Origin of the sequence: Bradyrhizobium sp. cir1, from assembly GCF_014198245.1 — a bacterium.
In the GTDB taxonomy this organism is placed as follows: domain Bacteria; phylum Pseudomonadota; class Alphaproteobacteria; order Rhizobiales; family Xanthobacteraceae; genus Bradyrhizobium.
This window is the reverse complement of record NZ_JACIHE010000006.1, coordinates 319802-337420: the sequence shown is the minus strand read 5'-3', so window position 1 is coordinate 337420 and position 17619 is coordinate 319802. Positions and strand designations below refer to the sequence as shown.

Annotated in this window: 16 protein-coding genes; all 16 read right to left on the bottom strand. The window is 66.9% G+C overall.

Annotated features, from left to right (window positions below):
• Positions 1 to 6: 6 nt before the first annotated feature.
• Positions 7 to 891 (bottom strand): amidohydrolase, encoded by an 885-nt coding sequence (locus GGD63_RS16250; protein ID WP_183243649.1) that lies wholly within the window; start codon positions 889 to 891, stop codon positions 7 to 9.
• Positions 888 to 2009 (bottom strand): VWA domain-containing protein, encoded by a 1122-nt coding sequence (locus GGD63_RS16245; RefSeq protein ID WP_183243647.1) that lies wholly within the window; start codon positions 2007 to 2009, stop codon positions 888 to 890. Before GGD63_RS16245 ends, GGD63_RS16250 begins: the two co-directional genes overlap by 4 nt.
• Positions 2006 to 2887, bottom strand: a complete 882-nt coding sequence (locus tag GGD63_RS16240) for a MoxR family ATPase (RefSeq protein ID WP_183243645.1) — start codon at positions 2885 to 2887, stop codon at positions 2006 to 2008. Before GGD63_RS16240 ends, GGD63_RS16245 begins: the two co-directional genes overlap by 4 nt.
• Before the next feature lie 10 nt (positions 2888 to 2897).
• Positions 2898 to 3920, bottom strand: a complete 1023-nt coding sequence (locus GGD63_RS16235) for a xanthine dehydrogenase family protein molybdopterin-binding subunit (protein WP_091887626.1) — start codon at positions 3918 to 3920, stop codon at positions 2898 to 2900.
• Entirely contained in the window at positions 3921 to 5513 is a 1593-nt protein-coding gene (locus tag GGD63_RS16230; RefSeq protein ID WP_183243643.1) for a xanthine dehydrogenase family protein molybdopterin-binding subunit, read from the bottom strand.
• A gap of 10 nt (positions 5514 to 5523) precedes the next feature.
• Entirely contained in the window at positions 5524 to 6000 is a 477-nt protein-coding gene (locus GGD63_RS16225; protein WP_183243641.1) for a (2Fe-2S)-binding protein, read from the bottom strand.
• Positions 6001 to 6006: 6 nt separating this feature from the next.
• Positions 6007 to 6825 (bottom strand): xanthine dehydrogenase family protein subunit M, encoded by an 819-nt coding sequence (locus tag GGD63_RS16220; protein WP_183243639.1) that lies wholly within the window; start codon positions 6823 to 6825, stop codon positions 6007 to 6009.
• 1 nt (position 6826) lies between these two features.
• Positions 6827 to 7270, bottom strand: a complete 444-nt coding sequence (locus tag GGD63_RS16215) for an SRPBCC family protein (RefSeq protein WP_183243637.1) — start codon at positions 7268 to 7270, stop codon at positions 6827 to 6829.
• A 2-nt stretch (positions 7271 to 7272) separates the two neighbouring features.
• The gene (locus tag GGD63_RS16210) at positions 7273 to 7710 is read right to left on the bottom strand and encodes an SRPBCC family protein (RefSeq protein WP_011086163.1); all 438 of its coding nucleotides are present in this window, start codon (positions 7708 to 7710) and stop codon (positions 7273 to 7275) included.
• Positions 7711 to 7719: 9 nt separating this feature from the next.
• On the bottom strand, positions 7720 to 10629 hold the full coding sequence (locus GGD63_RS16205; protein WP_183243635.1) for a flotillin family protein: 2910 nt from the start codon (positions 10627 to 10629) through the stop codon (positions 7720 to 7722).
• 25 nt (positions 10630 to 10654) lie between these two features.
• Positions 10655 to 11488, bottom strand: a complete 834-nt coding sequence (locus GGD63_RS16200; RefSeq protein ID WP_183243633.1) for a phosphoenolpyruvate hydrolase family protein — start codon at positions 11486 to 11488, stop codon at positions 10655 to 10657.
• A gap of 3 nt (positions 11489 to 11491) precedes the next feature.
• On the bottom strand, positions 11492 to 13702 hold the full coding sequence (locus GGD63_RS16195; protein ID WP_183243631.1) for an ABC transporter permease: 2211 nt from the start codon (positions 13700 to 13702) through the stop codon (positions 11492 to 11494).
• Positions 13695 to 14477, bottom strand: coding sequence for an ABC transporter ATP-binding protein (locus tag GGD63_RS16190; RefSeq protein WP_183243629.1), 783 nt, complete (start codon positions 14475 to 14477; stop codon positions 13695 to 13697). Before GGD63_RS16190 ends, GGD63_RS16195 begins: the two co-directional genes overlap by 8 nt.
• A complete protein-coding gene (locus GGD63_RS16185) occupies positions 14470 to 15552 on the bottom strand; it encodes a branched-chain amino acid ABC transporter permease (RefSeq protein WP_183243627.1) in 1083 nt (360 codons plus the stop codon). The genes GGD63_RS16190 and GGD63_RS16185 overlap by 8 nt, the downstream gene beginning before the upstream one ends.
• Before the next feature lies 1 nt (position 15553).
• Positions 15554 to 16564 carry a branched-chain amino acid ABC transporter permease gene (locus tag GGD63_RS16180; protein ID WP_183243625.1) on the bottom strand — a complete coding sequence of 337 codons (1011 nt, stop codon included), beginning with the start codon at positions 16562 to 16564 and terminating at the stop codon, positions 15554 to 15556.
• A gap of 191 nt (positions 16565 to 16755) precedes the next feature.
• A complete protein-coding gene (locus GGD63_RS16175; RefSeq protein WP_183243623.1) occupies positions 16756 to 17583 on the bottom strand; it encodes an AraC family transcriptional regulator in 828 nt (275 codons plus the stop codon).
• Positions 17584 to 17619 lie beyond the last annotated feature (36 nt).

Sequence of the window (17619 nt, the reverse complement as noted above, 5' to 3'; positions counted from 1 at the left end):
TGTCTGTCAAAGCCGATAGACGCGCGTCGCCGTCGCCCTGAAGATCGCGTCCTGCTGCTCCGCACTGAACGGGGCAGCGGCTGTGCGAAAGGCACCAACGAGTTCGCGATAACTGGTCCACAACTTCTCGATCGGGAAATTGGAGCCGAACAGGCAGCGCTCGGCGCCGAAGATCGCGACGGTATCGGTGAGCACAGCTGCGATATGCGCGGGATCGTTGCGATGGATGAAGGTGCCGAGCCCGGACAGTTTTGAAACCACATTCGGACAGGCCGCGAGCCGGGACATCCCGGCTCGCCAGGCCGCGCGTCCCGCCGGCGAAAGATCCTCCAGCATGCCAGCATGCTGGAGGATGAACGTCACCTCGGGACAGGACTCCGCCAGCTGCGCGGCATCGGGCATCTGCGGCGTGAAGACCTGCAAGTCGAAGCTCCAGCCGTAATCGGCCAGACGCGCGACGTTGCGACGGATCGTAGGATCGGCGCAGAGATCCGGCCGGGCCGCAAAGCGGTAGGGCGGGTTCTCGTGCCAATGCAGCTGCATGCGCACCCCGCGCAGCAGCGGATAACGTTTGAGGCGGTCGAGCTGCGGGCGCACGTCGTCGGCCGCGAAATTGGCGTAGGCGACGATGGCGTGCGGCCAGCCGTGCTCCTCGGCCGTGCGCTGCACCCAGGCTGCTTCCTCCTCGAAATGCTCGGGCGCCCAATTGGTTTGCACATAGACGGAGCGGCTAACGCCGGTGCCCTTGAGATCGTCGAGATATTCCTCGATCGGATAGTCGCGGCGGATCGGCTCGTAAGGTCCGAAGATGCGCGGCTGCATGAGGCCGGTCAGCCAGGGCAGGTCGGCCTGTCGCCAGATGTGATGATGGCCGTCGACAATATCGTTCACGCAGCTCTCCTTCGTCCCAGTGCCAGGACATGGGCGACGATCGAGGCGCTCGATCCGCCGTCCACGAGATCGTCAACGAAGCGTTCGATGGCGACGAGCGCTTCGGTTTGCGGGCGGAACGCAGGACCTGTCGCGAGCGGGGTCAGCCAGCTCAGGCGCCAGGCCCGCCGCGACAATTTCGCGACAGCGTCACGAAGGGCGTCGGGCTCGCCGCGCTCGAGCCCGTCGGACACGATGACCACGGCGGCGCCGCGGGCGTAGCCACCGAACCGCGGGACCGCCAGGAACGCTTGCAGCGCGTCGCCGATGCGGGTGCCGCCGTCCCAGTCGCTGACGAGGTGGGCTGCCGCGCTCAGCGCCTGCTCGCGGCGCTTCAGCCGCAGCGCGCGGGTGACACGGGTCAGCCGGGTACCGAAGGTGAAGACCTCGACATTGGACGCGGCCTGCACCAGCGCATGCGCGAGCTTCATGTTCTCCTCGGTGCGGCTCTTCATCGAGCCGGAGACGTCGATCAGCAGCAGGATCTTGCGCGGGCGCTGACGCCGCTTCATATGGCCGAGCCGAAGGATCTCGCCGTCGCTGCGGACGCTGTCGCGTAAGGTGCGGCGGAGGTCGGCGAAGGGGCCGCGGCGGGTACGCATGCGGCGGTGCCCGCGCCGCCGTGGCAGGCGCCGCGGGGCCTCGCGTGCCAGGCGCCGGAGCGCATCGGACGTGGCGAGCTGTGCGAAGCGGCGCTCGACCAGCGCCTCGGTGCGCGTCGCGGAGAGGCCGGACTCGTTGGCGTCGTCGGAGAGCAGGGGCTCCTCGTCGCCGCGGCCTTCCTCCTGGAGACGGACGGTCTCGTCGTCCTCGCCCTCGTCGTCGCGTGAGATGGCCTCGCTGCCGCGGAAATGAAGGTCGAACAGCCGGTCGAAAGCAGCGCGGCGCTCGGGCGGCGGGGCGAGGGTGGCGAGCGCAGATTGCCTGATGTCGTCGAGGTCGCGCGGACCGAGCAACGCGATCGCGGCGAGAAGAGCGGTGGTCTGCTCCGGCGCAACGGCGAAACCATTGGCGCGCAGCAGCGCGACGAAGGAAATGAAGATGCGGGCAGCGCGCGGAAGCAGCAGCTCGTTGCTCATGCGGTCGCCTCCGCGAGCATGGCATCGAGCCGGGGTGCGATGAAGTGCAGGTCCTCCTCGTCCTTCAGCGCCACGCCGATCGACCGCTTGAAGGCGTCAGGCCAGCGCGCGCCCCCCTTGTTGAGGAGCGTCGCGGCCTCGGCCCAATCGACGGCCTCGGCGATGCCGGGCGCCTTGCTCAGCGGCTCGCGCCGCAATTTCTCGACGGCAGCGACGACGGCGCGGGCCGTGGCTTCGGCGACGCTGGAAGCGCGCATCATGATGATCCGCGCCTCACGCTCGGCGGTGGGATAGTCGATCCAGTGATAGACGCAGCGGCGGCGCAGGGCCTCGTGCAGATCGCGTGTCCGGTTCGAGGTGAGCACGACGACCGGCCGCTCGGCCGCGCGCACCGTGCCGCGTTCGGGAATGGAGATCTGGAAATCGGACAGGAATTCGAGCAGGAACGCCTCGAACTCCTGGTCGGCACGGTCGATCTCGTCGATCAGCAGCACGGTTGAATCAGGCGCGCGCAGCGCCGCCAGCATCGGCCGCTCGATCAAAAAGGTCTCGCCATAGATGTCGATGCTGTCGTCGCCGGCCTGGCGGATCGCGAGCATCTGGCGCGGATAGTTCCACTCATAGAGCGCAGCGGAGGAGTCGATGCCCTCATAGCATTGCAGGCGGATGAGACGGCGGCCGAGCACGGCGGCAATGGCTTTTGCGGCTTCCGTCTTGCCGACGCCGGGCGCGCCCTCCAGCAGCAGCGGCTTGCCAAGCGCGAGCCCGAGATAGGCCGCAGTCGCAAGGCTCTCGTCAGCGAGGTAATAGGCCGCTCGCAGGGCCTTCTCCAGCGCCTCCGGACTATCAATGCCGACGATGTTGCTCCGAACCGCCACGGCATTTCCCTCAGCGCCGTGCCTGCGGCCGCGCGCCGCCTTGGGCTTTGATCGCGCGCAGCACCTTTTCCGGCGTGATCGGCAGATCGTCGATGCGCACGCCGACGGCATTAAAGATGGCGTTGGCAACGGCCGGCAACACCGGATTGGCGCACATCTCGCCGGGACCCTTGGCCCCGAACGGACCATCAGGGGCAGGGCGTTCCAGCACCGCGATGTCATGCGGGCAGATGTCGCCGGGGCCGGGCATCAGATATTCGACGAAGTCGCGGGGCCCATGAGCCGGGTCTGGGTAATAAGGCTCGGGCGTCTCGTAGAGCGCGTGGCTAACGCCCATCCAGGCGCCGCCGACGAGCTGCTGCTCGACCAGGCGCGGGTTGAGCGCGCGGCCGAGCTCATAGGCAGAGTCCATGCGGACCATTGCGACCTCGCCGGTCTCGTCGTCGACCTCGACTTCGGCGACGAGGCAGGCATGGGCATAGCAGGTCGCCGGCGACATCTCGCCGGTTTCGGGGTCGACGTCCGACAGCGGCACGAGGAAGATGCCGCGGCCCGAGATGGTCTTGCCCTGCTTGAATTGCGCAGCGATCGCGACATCCTTGGTCGAGATCGAGCGGTGCGGCGCGCCCTTGACGTGGATGTTGCCGCGGCCGTCGGTTTCGAGATCGGCGGCGTTGACCTCGAGCTCCTCGGCGGCCGCCTCCATCATCACGCCACGGGCCTCGCGGGCGGCGGCCATCACGGCGTTGCCGACGCGATGGGTGCCGCGGGAGGCGAACGAGCCCATGCAGTGCGGACCGGTATCGGAATCCGCCGTGTCGACATAGACGTCCTCGACCGGCACGCCCAGCGTCTCGGCGCAGATCTGCCGCGTCACCGATTTCATGCCCTGGCCGAGGTCGATCGACGACAGCGCCACGGTGAACTTTCCGCTGGGATTGGAGTGCACCAGCGCCTGGCTCGGATCGCCGCCGAGATTCATGCCGATGGGATAGTTGATCGACGCCATGCCGCGTCCGCGATGTCTGGTCATCTAGCGCCTCCTTGTTCCGAACACGGACGAGAAGCGGGTCGCCCCGTGTGACGGAGCGGCCGGGTGGGGCGGCGGAGGCGGCGGTGCCGGCGGGGGCGGATCGCGCGGCGGCTCCCGCGTCGTCGTCATTGGCGCGCGGTCATAGCTCGTGCGCTGCTGTGCAGGCGCGGCGGGACGCGCGCGCGACTCCGTCGGCGTCGGCGGGATCACGGCGCGGCTGCCGCCCCCGTCCTTGCGCGAGGAGGCACGCTTGAACTCCTCGCGGAGCGGCCATTTGGCTTTCTCGGCCGCGACCTGGACGCATTCGATCAGCGCGGTGTTCTTGGCCTCGCGCCGGTGCGCCTTCATGTCGCCGTCGCGATAGGCGTTGAGGATGCGGAACTCCATCGGATCCATGGCGACGAGGTTGGCGAGCTTGTCCATCTGGCACTCGATGGCAAAGTCCATCGCGGTCACGCCGAAGCCACGCATGGCGGTCGCAGGCGTCCGGTTGGTGAAGACGCAGTAGACGTCGCCGTAGACGTTTGGGATGGTGTAGGGCCCCGGCAGGTGCGCGGCGCATTTGACCGCGGCATAGCTCGACAGCCGCGTATAGGCGCCGCTGTCGAAATAGGCGCGGATCTTGCGGGCGACGATGCGGCCGTCGCGCATCACGCCGTCCTTGATGTAGATGCGTTCGGCGCCGCGCGGCGGGCCGTATTGCATCTCCTCCTCGCGGCCGAACACGTAGCGCACGGGACGCCCGGTCAGCATCGCGCCGAGGATCGCGAGCGGCTCGGTCAAGGTGTCGACCTTTCCGCCGAAGCCGCCGCCGACGGTGCCGCCGATGAAATGGAAGGTGTTGGAGGGCACGTCCAGGATCTTGGCGCAGGTGTCGACCGAGAAGAACAACGCCTGGGTCGAGGTGTAGACGACGTAGCGGCCGTTGGTGTCGGGGGCTGCGATCGCGCCGTTGGTCTCGGTCGGCGCGTGCTCGATCGGCGACATCTGGTAGCGCTGCTCGAGCACGTGGTCGGCGGTTGCGAGCGCCGCATCGGCATCGCCAAAGCGCAGGCGCTGGTGATCGTAGACGTCGTGATAGGTGAACGTGTTCTTCGGATAGGTCTCGTTGACCACGGGCGCGCCGGGCTTTAGTGCGTCCTCGACGTCGAATACGGTCGGCAGCGGCTCGTAGTCGATCCTCACTTTTGCGATCGCCTCGAAGGCCTCGCGCTCGCTGTCGGCGACGACGGCCAGGATCGGCTCGCCCTTGTAGCGCACCTTGTCGACGGCAAGCGAGGGCTCGTCGTCCTTGCCGAAGTTGATGAGGCTCAGCAGCGTATTGAGATTGCGCGGCACGTCAGCGCCTCGGATGATGCGACGGACGCCCGCAGAGCGCTCGGCCTCGGTGGTATCGATGCGGCGGAGCCTTGCATGCGCTTGCGTTGAGCGCACGACCTTCAGGTGCAGCATGCCCTGCAGCTTGTGGTCGTTGAAATAGCTGGATGTGCCCGTGACATGGCCGAGCATGTCCTGGCGCTGGGTGCCCTTGCCGATCTCCTTCAGATTATCGTCGCGCTCGTCGGCAAAAATGTCCTTGCGCAGTTCCAGCATGGTCGTTCCCTTACGCGCTGACCCGGCCGCCTGCGGCGGCGAGGATGGCATTGATGATCGGCTCGTAGCCGGTGCAGCGGCAGATGTTGCCGGAGATCGCCTCGATGACCTCGTCGCGGCTCGGCGAGGGATTGCGGTCGAGCAGGGCCTTGGCAGCCATCAGCATGCCCGGCGTGCAATAGCCGCACTGGGCGGCGAAATTGTCGGCAAAAGCACGCTGGAGCGGATGCAGGTTGGGGCCCTGCTTCATGCCATCCAAGGTCTCGACCGAGCGGCCCGCGACCGTCTCGGCGAGTGTCAGGCAGGAGAGGTGCAACTCGCCGTCGATCAGGACGCTGCAGGTGCCGCAGCCACCCTGGCCGCAGCCGAATTTGGGCGTCATGTCGCCGATCAGCTCGCGCAGCGCCACCAGCAGATTGGTGCCGCCGTCGACGAAGATTGCGACGTCGCGGCCGTTGTGACGAAATTGCAGGGGGATCTTCGACATGGCGGTCTATTCCTGTCCCGACAGCAGGCGTCGCAGATGCACCCCGACGATCTCGCGGCGATACCAGGCGCTGCCGAGCGCATTGTCGGACGGCGATGTTCCTTCAGTCGCCGCCGATGCTGCAGCCGCGATGGTCGCGGCATCCAGCGAGCGCCCCTCCAGCGCGCGTTCGGCGGCGCGGGCGCGAATCTGTGTCGGCGCCATCGAGCCCAGCGCGATGCGGGCGCCCGCGATCCGGCCACCACTGATCGGCAGATGCGCGGCCAGCGTGATCACCGCGCCGCCCTTGGGCTTGATGCGGGCGATCTTGCGATAGCGGAAGGCCTCCGCGCTCGCCGGCCGGGTGCAGGACACCGACAGCACCAGTGTGCCGGCCTGCCGGTCGCGCGCCTGCAGAAACTCCTCGATCGGGATGTCGCGTGCGCCGAAGCCGCCCTGCACCGCGACCGTGGCGTCGAGTGCCAGCAGCGCCACGGTGAAATCGCCGTAAGGACTTGGCGCAAACAGATTGCCGCCGATGGTCCCCATGTTGCGCACGGCGGGGCCGCCGATCGAGCGGGCGGGGGCGTGGAGGAAGGCGAGGTCCCGCTCGGCGAGCACGCGCGCGAAGGTGACTCCGGCGCCCAGCGTCACGCGCGGGCCGGAAGCATCGATCCGGGCCAGCGCCTGATCGCTGGCGCGAACGATCGTCGAGATCGAGACGTCGCCCTCGTTCAAGGCCCGCATCACCAGCGTGCCGCCGCCGAGATAGCGGGCGCTGCGGTCCGAGGACAGCGCTCCGGCTGCCTCGTTTGCGCTCATAAAGGTCTTCACTGTCACGGCCATGCTATGTGGCCTCCTTCAGGTGTCGGCGGATCGCTTCGAACCCGGCCTGATAAATGTCTTCGGCGACCATGTGGGTGATGCGGTCGCGGTCCTCCAATCTTGTCGTGAAGCGCGACTCCCAGTGCCAGAAGGTGCGGTCGCCGTCGGTCACGGGCAGCAGGCGGACATGGGCGACGTAGTTGAACATCGGGATTGGCGTATCCAGCAGGCAATAGCTGAAGGTCTGCTCGAGGTCGGATAGCGCCAGCAATTGCTCGCGCAGCTCGGAGCCATCCTTCAGCTTGAACCGCCTGACGCAGCCGATCTTGTCGGCGGACTGCGCGCGTTCGATCGAGGAGGTTGCGACCGCCGGATGCCAGCGATCGTGCCCGTTGAAATCGCGCAGCACGCTCCACACCGCCTCGGTCGGCGCGTTCAGGATCGTGCTCTTGACCACATGCGGCACGGCTAGCCTCCGAACACGCGCTTCAGGGCGTCGAAGCCGCCCTGAAACACGCCGCCGCCGATATTGTTGACGAGCTCCGTCTCGCGCTCCGGCGCGCAGTCGAATTCGGCAGTCCATTCCATGAACGTCTGGTCGCCGTCGGTGACGGGCGTGAGCCGCAGGGTCGCAACGTAGTTCTCGACCCCCATCGGCGATTCCAGGATCGAGTAGGTGCAGAACATGTCGTAGTCGGAGAGGCCCAGCAGCTTCTCGCGGATGCGGTCGCCGTTGCGCAGGCGGAAATCGCGCACACAGCCGATCTTGTCGGAGGGCTCACCGCCCTCGATGCGGCTTTCGGCGATGGCCGGATGCCAGTTCGGCAGGCCGTTGAAGTCGCGCACCCGCGCCCAGACGCGGTCGTTGCGGGCGTTGACGACGGTGGAGACGTAGACGCGGGCCATGGCGCGACCTCAGCTCTTCTTCCGCGGACCGCGCGCGGCCGGCGGCTCGCCGCCGCCTTCGGTCGCTTGCGGGGAGGCCGCCGGCTTGTCACCGCCACCGCTGCCCTTGCGCGCGGCATCCTTGATGCCCTGCATGTCGCGGGCCTCACGGATCAGTCCGGGCATCTTTGCCAGGCTGCCGCCTTCGACGCCGATGTCCGACAGGATGGAGTCGATCAGCGGCGCCTGGACGCGGTAGCGCAGGGCGGAGTCGATCACCTCGTCGGTGGCGCTGCGACCGCCATTGCCGCCGCCATGTCCGTTGCCGTTGAGGCCGTCGACCTGGAGGATGCGGATGCCCTCGATCTTCTCCATCGGCTTGACGCTCTCGCGCACGATGCCCTCGATGCGGTCGAGCAGCTTGCGGCGGAACAGCGAGTAGCGTGCCTGATCGGTCAGCACGTTCTCGGCCTCGTTGAGCATCCGCTGCGCCTCGGCCTCAACGGTGGCGCGGATGCGCTCGGCCTCCGCGGCGATGCGGGTCTCTTCGGCCTGCTTCTCGGCTAGCAGGACCTCCACGGTCTTGCGGCGCTTGGCGATTTCGCTCTCGCGGGCGGTGACGACGCGTTCGGCCGCTTCGGTCGCACGCATCCGGGCTTCCTCGGCGGCGGCGCGCGCGGCCGACTCTTCCAGCGACTTCTGATGGATGGCGATCGCCTTCTCCATCAGCACCGTCTCGACGTCCTTCTCTCTGATAACCTCGAGCTTGCGCAGTTCGCGTTCGCGGCCGATGCGGGCCTCGTCAAGGCCGCGGTCGGAGGCGATGCGGGCACGCTCGACTTCCTCGCGTGCGGCGATCTCGGCCTCCTGGAGCGACTGGACGCGGGCGACCTCGAGCTGCTCGATGGCGCGCCGTCGCTCGAGGCGGGCCGCCTCGAGCGCCTGCTCGCGCGAGACATCCGTGGTCTCGACCTCCTTGCGGGCGACGATCTCAGCCTGCTTGACCTGGCGGTCGGCGTCGATGCGTTCGGAGCGTTTGGTGGAGAGAGCGATGACGCGGTCCTCGTCGGCGATCTCGATCGCCTTCTTCTGTTCGATGTTGAGCACCTCGCGCTTCTTGGAGGAATTGATACGCTCGGCCTCGAGTGCCAGATCGACTGTGATGCGCTGCCGCTCGATGGCGTCGCGCCGCTTCAGCTCGGCCGCCTCAAGGATGCCGGTCCGCTCGATCTCGAGCGAACGGGTGTCGCGATCGGCCTGGATGCGTTCGGCCGCGACCGCCTTCTCCTGAGCGATGCGGGCCGCTTCGATCGCCTCGCGGGAGGCGATGTCGGCTTCCTCGACGGCGCGGTTACGGGCGATCTCCAGCGAGCGCACGCGCTCCTCCTGGGCGATGCGGCTGGCCTCCGTGGTCTCGCGCGCGGCGATCCCGGCGACGTCGAGTGCCTGGTTGCGCTCGATTTCCAGCTGCCGCGTGTTCTGCTCGGCGGCGATGCGTTCGGCGGCGAGCGTCCGTTCGCGGGCGATGCGGGCGGCCTCGACCGCGCGCTGGGCCTCGATCTCGGCCTCCTGGATGGTGCGCACCTGCTGGATCTCCAGCGCGCGGGTGCGCTCGTCCGAGGAGATACGCTCGACATTGACGATCAGCGTCTGGGCGATGCGCGCCTTCTCGGTGGCCTCGCGCGCGGCGATCTCGGCTTCGTCCACGGCACGCGTGCGCTCGATCTCGCGGCGTCTCGTCTCTTCTTCATTGGCGATGCGGGCATCGGTGACGACGCGGTCCTGCTGGATCCGCGCCTTCTCGATGGCTTCGCGGGCGGCAATCTCAGCTTCCTCGACGGTCCGCGTCCGCTCAATTTCGCGCTGGCGAACCTCGCGTTCGGAGGCGATGCGCGTCGTATCGATCGAGCGCTGGTTGGCGATCCGGGTTTTCTCGATCTCCTCGCGGGCCAGCAGTTCCTTCTCTTCGATAGTTCGGGTCCGCTCGATCTCCTTCTGGCGGGTCTCGCGCTCGGAGGCGATGCGGGCCTCCGCGATCGCCTGGTCGTTGGCGATGCGGGCGCGCTCGATGGCTTCGCGGGCTGAAATCTGCGCCTGTTCGGCCTCGGTTTCGCGCAGTGCCCGCTCGCGGGCGACTTCCGTGCGCTGCAGGGCGCGGCGCACCTCGATGTCGCGTTCCTGCTCCAGGCGCGCGGTCTCGCTCTCGCGCTCGATCTCGAGTGCCTGACGCTCGGCCTCCAGGTTGCGGGCGCGGATCTTGATCATCGAATCCTGCTCGATGTCGTTGCGCAGCTTCCGCTTGGCCTCGATGTCCTGCATCAGCTGGGTCAGACCTTCGGCGTCGAAGCGGTTCGACGGGTTGAAGAATTCAAGGTCGGTCTGGTCGAGATCGGTGATCGCGACCGATTCCAGCTCGAGGCCGTTCTGGGCGAGGGCTTCCGCGGCATTGGTCTTGACGCGCGCGACATAGTCGCCGCGCCGCTCGTGCATTTCTTCCATGGTCATTTCGGAGGCGACCGAGCGGATCGCGGAGATGAACTTGCCGGCGAGGAGGGCGTGCAGTTGCTCCGGTTCCATGGTGCGGCGGCCGAGCGTGGCGGCCGCGATGGAGACGGCCTCGCGGGTCGGCTGTACCCGGACATAGAAGTCGGCCTCGATGTCGACGCGCATGCGGTCGCGGGTGATCACGGCGTCCTGCCGCGAACGCACGATGCCCATCGGCAGCACGTTCATGTTGACCGGCGTGTAGTCGTGAATGAACGGCAGCACGAAGGCACCGCCATTGATCACTACGCGCTCGCCGAGGAAACCGGTCCGGACGAACGAGGTTTCCTTGGAGGAGCGGTGGTAGAGCCAGTTCACGATGTAGACGCCGACGACGATCACGACGATCGCGACGATCAGCCAGAGGATCAATTCACCGACCAGCATCCCTGACATCTTTCCCTCCCTCGAACCGTCGGCGTTATCGCGCGCCGATCGCCTTGAATTGACGCACCTGTTCCGTCAGCGCCCGCTCCACGGGCAGCCGCTCCATCGAGGAGGCGCCGTAGAAGCCGTGGCAATGGCGGGTGTTCTTCATGATGAAATCGGCATCAGTGGGATCCGCGATCGGGCCGCCATGGGCCAGCACCAGGATGTCCGGATTGACGCTGAGCGCAGCAGTGGCCCAGGTGTCGATCTGCGCCGGGCAGTCCTTGAGCTTTGGCGCGGTCTGCGCGCCGATCGTGCCGCCGGTCGTCAGACCCATGTGGCAGACGATGATGTCGGCGCCGGCGATCGCCATCGCGGCGGCCTCCTTCTCGCTGAACACATAGGGCGTGGTCAGCATGTCCTTGTCGTGCGCCTTCGCGATCATGTCGATCTCAAGCGCATAGGACATGCCGGTTTCTTCGAGATTGGCGCGGAAGGTGCCGTCGATCAGCCCGACGGTCGGAAAGTTCTGGACGCCGGCGAAACCAAGCGCCTTCAGCTGGTCGAGGAAGACGTCCATGTCGCGGAACGGATCGGTGCCGTTGACGCCGGCAAGGACCGGCGTCTGGCCCACCACCGGGAGCACTTCACCGGCCATTTCGAGCACGATGGCGTTGGCATCGCCATAGGCCATCAGGCCTGCGAGCGAGCCGCGCCCGGCCATGCGATAGCGGCCGGAATTGTAGATGACGATGAGATCGACGCCGCCGGCCTCCTCGCACTTGGCCGACAGGCCGGTGCCGGCACCGCCACCGACGATCGGCTCGCCACGCCTCGCCATGTCGCGGAACTTCTTCAGGAGGGCTGCGCGTTCAAACCTGGCCATCGGTCACCTCGCTAGTCTCCGTCGCGCGCCGGTGCGGCCGAACAGCGTTCGGAACGCACTGACGATGGCGGCGGCGAAGTCGGGATCGTTGATGTTCTTGGGGACGCGAATGAGCTGCCGATTGGCGGTCTGGCGCACGTCGCGCTCCAGTGCGCGGAACAGCGCGGCGTCGGCGTCCGGATCCCAGAACGGCTGGCCCCGCGCATCAAGCGCGGAGACGCCGCCCTCGGGCAGGAAGAAGCGGACAGGGCCGTCCATCTGGTTGAGCCGCTCGGCGATCCAGCGCCCCATGCGCTCGTTCTCCTCGGCCGTCGTCCGCATCAACGTCACCTGCGGATTGTGGACGTGGAACTTTCGGCTGCGGTAACGCTCGGGAATGGTATCGGGTGCGCCGAAATTGACCATGTCGAGCGCGCCGACCGAGCCGACGTAAGGCAGCCGGCTGCGGATGATTGCGCCAAAGCGATCCTCCGTCGCCGGAAATACGCCGCCCATGAGCAGGTCGCAGATCTCCGTCGTAGTGAGGTCGATGACGCCCGAGAGCTGCCCGGACTCGACGAGTTTTTCCATGGAGCGGCCGCCGACGCCAGTGGCATGGAAGACCAGGCATTCGAAATCATCGCGCAGTTCGGCGGCGATCTTCTGCACCGCCGGCGTGGTAACGCCGAACATGGTGATGCCGACCGAGGGCAGGCCGCCGGCCTCGCGCGCCGTTGCCGCGTGTTCGTCCAAGCGCGCCTTGACCATGCCGGCGAGGGCATTGGCGCCGTTGCCGAGCACCGCGCGCGAGATCGAGTTCAGCCCCTGCACGTCGGTGACCGAGTACATCATCGTGATGTCGGCGGGGCCGACATAGGGCCCGACATCGCCGGAGGCGATGGAGGAGATGATCAGTTTTGGCACGCCGACGGGCAGGGCGCGCATGCCCGGTGCAACCAGCGACGCCGCGCCAGAGCCGCCGGCCGAGATCACGCCGGCGATGTTGCCCTGTCGCCGCAGCCAGTTGGCGAAGGCATCGGCCATCGCGGTCACGGCGGCGCCGCGGTCGGCGCCGAATACAGCGGATCCGCCGCGGCCGTGGTTCAGGGCAATCTCCTGCGCGGAGACATCGCAGCTGGATTGCCTGCCACTGGTCGAGACGTCGACCAGCCGCGTGCGCAGACCGCTTTCCGCGATGATGTCGCGGATGAAACGTAACTCGGTTCCTTTGGTGTCGAGCGTGCCGACGACCAGCACGACGGGCGGGCCGGAGGCCTGGGCGACCAACGGCTCGCGCTTGCGCCGCGCCGTTTCGTCGAGCCGCGCGACTTGGGTCGAGACTGTGCGCGCAGCGGCCTCGATGCGGGCGATCGGCACCGGTTGCGACCATCGAGTTGGGAGCGTCGGGTTGGAGATGTAGATGCGGACCGGTCCGTCGCGGCGTGGCGCCGGCGCCGGTTTCGCTTCGACGCCCGATGCGGCGGCGTCGACATCCGGTTCGAGCTCGGCGTGAAGCCCGACGCCGAGCAGGCGCTGCTGCAACTCGCGGTCGGCGGCGAGGCGCGTGGAGTCGATGATGCGATTGACGCGGCCGTTGACCATGATCGCGACGTTGCGGGAGATCGCGGTGGCAACCCCGATGTTTTGCTCGATCACGAGCACGGACATGTCGCCGTCCTCGCCCAGCCGCAGCAGCATCTCCTCGACCTGTGCCACGATGACGGGCGCGAGGCCTTCGGTCGGCTCGTCCATGATCAGGAGATGCGGATTGGTGAGCAGCGCGCGAGAGATCGCCAGCATCTGCTGCTCGCCGCCGGAAAGCTGGCCGCCGCCATGGTCCCTGCGTTCGGCGAGCCGCGGGAAGGTGTCGTAGATGCGCTCGACGGTCCAGGCGCCGGAGCGTAGCCCGCCGGCAAGCCGCAAATGCTCGTCGACGCTGAGCGAGCGCCAGAGGCGGCGGCCCTGCGGCACATAACCGACGCCGAGTCGCGCGATCTGGGCCGGCGGCCGCCGCGTGACATCCTCGCCGCGGACCCGGATCGATCCGCCGCTGACGCCCACGAGCCCCATGATCGCCTTGCACAGCGTGGTCTTGCCCATGCCGTTGCGGCCGACGACGGAGAACACGCCGCTGTCCAGCGTGAGGTCGACGCCTTGCAGCGCGTGCGAGTGACCGTAATAGACGTCGAGACCGCGGACCTCGAGCGCAGGGGAAGAGCGGCGGACCTCATTCATGGCCGCCTCCGAGATAGAGCTCCTGCACCTCGGGATCGGACTGGATCTCCTGCGGCAGGCCTTCCTTGAAGACACGCCCGTTGTGCATCATCGTGACGCTCTCGACGACGCGCAGAGCCACGTCCATGTCGTGCTCGATGATGATGTAGCCGATATGCGCGGGCAGGGAGGTCAGGATCTCGATCAGCTCTTGCCGCTCCGTCGGCGACAGGCCCGCGGCCGGCTCGTCGAACAGGATGAAGCGCGGCGCGCCGGCCAGCGCGAGCGCGATCTCGAGCTGGCGCTGCTGACCATGCGCGAGCTCGGCCACGCGCTGATCCTTCACGGCGGACAGATGCACGGCCTGAACGAGGTTGTCGGCCGCATGCATCAGGGCATCGTTTTGTCCCGGGCGCAGGAACGAGAAGCGGCCGCGGGAGACGCCGCGGCAAGCGAGATAGACGTTGTCCTGCACGGTCAGGCCCGGGAACAGCGCCGAGATCTGATAGGTCCGGCGCAGGCCGCGGCGGATGCGTTCATAGGGCGGGAAGTGCGTGACGTCCTCGCCGAAGAAACGGATGGTGCCGGAGGAGGGCGGGAAGTCGCCGGTGATGCAGTTGAACAGCGTGGTCTTGCCGGCGCCGTTCGAGCCGAGCACGGCGCGCCGCTCGCCCGGACGAACCGTGATGGTGACGTCGGTCAGCGCGGCGAGCGCGCCGAACAGCCGCGTCACGCCGCGTAGCTCGAGCGCGGCATTGGCACCGACGGCGGAGAGGCGCTGGGCGACGCTATCCATGGCGGTGCCCTCCGCCGGGACGGCTGACGTCGCGGCCTTGATGCTGACGCCAGCGCAGCCACAGGCCAATGACGCCGTCCGAGGACCAGAACACGATGGCGAGGAAGCCGAGGCCGATCAGCAGGCGGAAACGGTTGCCGTCGAGCCCCAGCCTGACCAGGAAGTCGAGCGCGAAGGTGCGCAGCAGCACGAAGATCAGCGCGCCGATGAAGGGGCCGATCGGACGCGTGATGCCGCCGACGACGGCGATGATCAGCACATCGATGCAGGCGCTGACGCTGACCGAGCCGGGCGAGATCTGGCGGTAGTTCCAGACCTGGAGGACGCCAGCGAGTGCGGCCACGAAGGACGCGAAAGCGTAGGCGGCAACGCGATGGGCGTTGACGTTGAAGCCCAGAGCGGCCATGCGTCGCGGATTGTCGCGCACGCCCTGAAGCGCGAGGCCGAAGGGAGCGCGCGAGAGATATTCGACCGCGACGTAGCAGAGCGCAGCGACCGCGAGCACGACATAATAGAAGGGAATGTCGGCGCGCCAGTTGACGCCCCAGAAATGCGGCGTGGCCACGGTGTTGATGCCGGTATGGCCGTTGAAGATCGCCCAGTTCTGGTTGGTGAAGTAGTAGAAGGCAGCTCCAATCGCCAGCGTGATCATGATGGTGTAGATGCCTTCGGTGCGCACCGCGAGTGCGCCGCCGAGCGTGCCGAAGGCGGTCGCCAGCGCCAGCGCCATCGGAACCGCGAGCCACCACGGCCAGCCCAGGCTGATATTGGCGTTGCCACTGACGCCGAACACGGCGATCATGTAGGCCGAGAAGCCCGCAATGGTGAGCTGCATCAGGCTGACCATGCCGCCGTAGCCCGCAAGGAACATCAGGCTCAGCGCCATGATGCCGAGGATCAGCGTGGTCGCGAAGATCTCGATCAGGAAGAAGCCGTTGGCAATCAGCGGCATGATCACGAGAACGGCTGCGACGATCCAGGCGGCGGGGTTGTTGATCTCCGGCCATGTACGCGCGGGGCGCTGTGTTCCGGCAGCGGGGCGAACGGCGATGGGGGCGTCGTGTGCGAGCGACATCTCAGCGCCTCGCCAATAGGCCCTGCGGCCGGATCGTCAGCACCAGCACCATGATCAGGAAGGTCACGACGATGGCGTAGGTCGGGATGTAGACCGAGCCGAGCTGCTCGGCGAGGCCGATGATCAGCGCGCCGAGCGCCGCACCGGGGATCGAGCCCATGCCGCCCACGATCACGACCACGAGGGAGGCGAGCAGGAAGCGGATGTCCTCGCCCGGCGACAAGGACTGGAAGGTGCCGCCGACGACGCCGGCGATGCCCGCAAGGCCCGCGCCGAAGGCGAACACCAGCACGAAGACGAGCTGGATGCGCACGCCGGTTGCGGCCAGGATGTCGCGATCATCGACGCCGGCGCGGATGATCATGCCGATCCGCGTGCGGTTGAGCGCGAGCCACATCGCGATGCCGATCACGACGGACGCCGCGAGGATCACGAGCCGCACCAGCGGATATCTGAGGTAGACCGGCTCGCCCGAGGATTTCACCGCCGTGATCAGCGGCAGATCGATGGGCCCGATCAACCAGCTCGGGGTCTGGATCTGGTAGAAATCGCCGCCGCAGGCCCAGAGCATGAGGTCGGCAAACACGATCGACAGCCCGATCGTCACCATGGTCTGTCTGAGGTCCTGGCCTTCCATGCGCCGGAACACGATCACCTGGAGCAGCACGCCGACCAGGGCAGTCAGGATAAAGGCCACGATGAAGCTGAGGATCCAGGAGCCGGTCGATGCGCTGATGGCGTAGCCGACATAGCCGCCGAACAGATAGAGCGAGCCGTGCGCGAGGTTGACGTTGCGCATCAGGCCGAAGATCAGGGTGAAGCCGCTCGCGACGAGGAAGTAGAGGCCACCGAGTGTGATGCCGTTGAAGACGGCGTTGAGGAAGACGCGCTTGCGGCCGATGGCCTCTTCGAGACCTGGCGGCCAGACCGCGAATATCAGCCAGAGCAGGATGGCGATGGCAATGATTGCGATCAGCGCCCAGGCGGGATGGCGTTCGACAAAGCGGCTCATGGGCGCCGTCCGCTTGTCTGGGCGACACGCCGAAGGTTCATTGAATGCAGGTCGGACAGCCCTACAGCGGCTGCAGGCCTTGCCATGGACGTGCGCTCCCATCGGTCGCGATCATCTCGGGATCGCGTTGCCGACATCCTAGCCGGGCGGCGAGGGCGACGTTTGATCGTGAGTATCTTTTCGTGTAGCGGTCAGGCGCGCAAAACCTTGGCCGCGCGACGATAATCGGTCGGGGCCATCCCGACATTGGCGGCAAAGAACCGTGTGAAGCCGCTCTGCGAGGAGAAGCCGAGATCGAAGCCGATGTCGGCGATAGGCGTTTCGCTCGCCACCAGCGCCTCGAGCGCCTGTTCCATGATCAGCGTGTTGAGATAGAGATTTGGCGTGACGCCGGTCTGGACACGGAATAGCCGGTAGAAGTGCGGTCGCGACAGGCCGGATTCCCGCGCGATCGTATCGAGCTCGATCTCGGCACCGGGACTCTCCGACATCATCTTGATGCATTTGCGCACACGGAAATCGGTGACGGAACCGTTTGCGCGCGGATCGCGCGCGATCTCGGCCTGCTGCCAGCTTTCGTCGTAGCAGATATCGATTAGTCTCCTCAGCTCGGAATCGAGACTGGAGAGCGATGGTGCGCCGCACACGAGCGCGGCGGTCCGCCTGATGTGCTTGTCGAGGGCTGGCGTTCGCTTGAACTGAGTGCGGCCGAAACGCATGCGCTCGGTTCCCGAGGCATCGGGCGCAAACCATTCGGCATTGACGTAGAGCACGAAGAAGATGGCGCCGCCGTCGAGATCGGTCGGCAGGAAATTGTGCGGTTCCCAGGGATTGACGGCGACGACGGAAGATTCGGTGAGATCGTAGTGTCCGTCGGACACATCAATGCATGCGGGCATGCCGCCGACATGGAAGATCAGATGACCCTCACGATGGGCGTGGATATTGAAAGGGCGGTTCAACTGATAAACCGTCGCCCGGCCAAACCGGCCGTGGAAGACGGCGAGCGCACGGCTCATGCCTTCCCCTCCCGAATGTTCTTCTTTTCGGCCAGC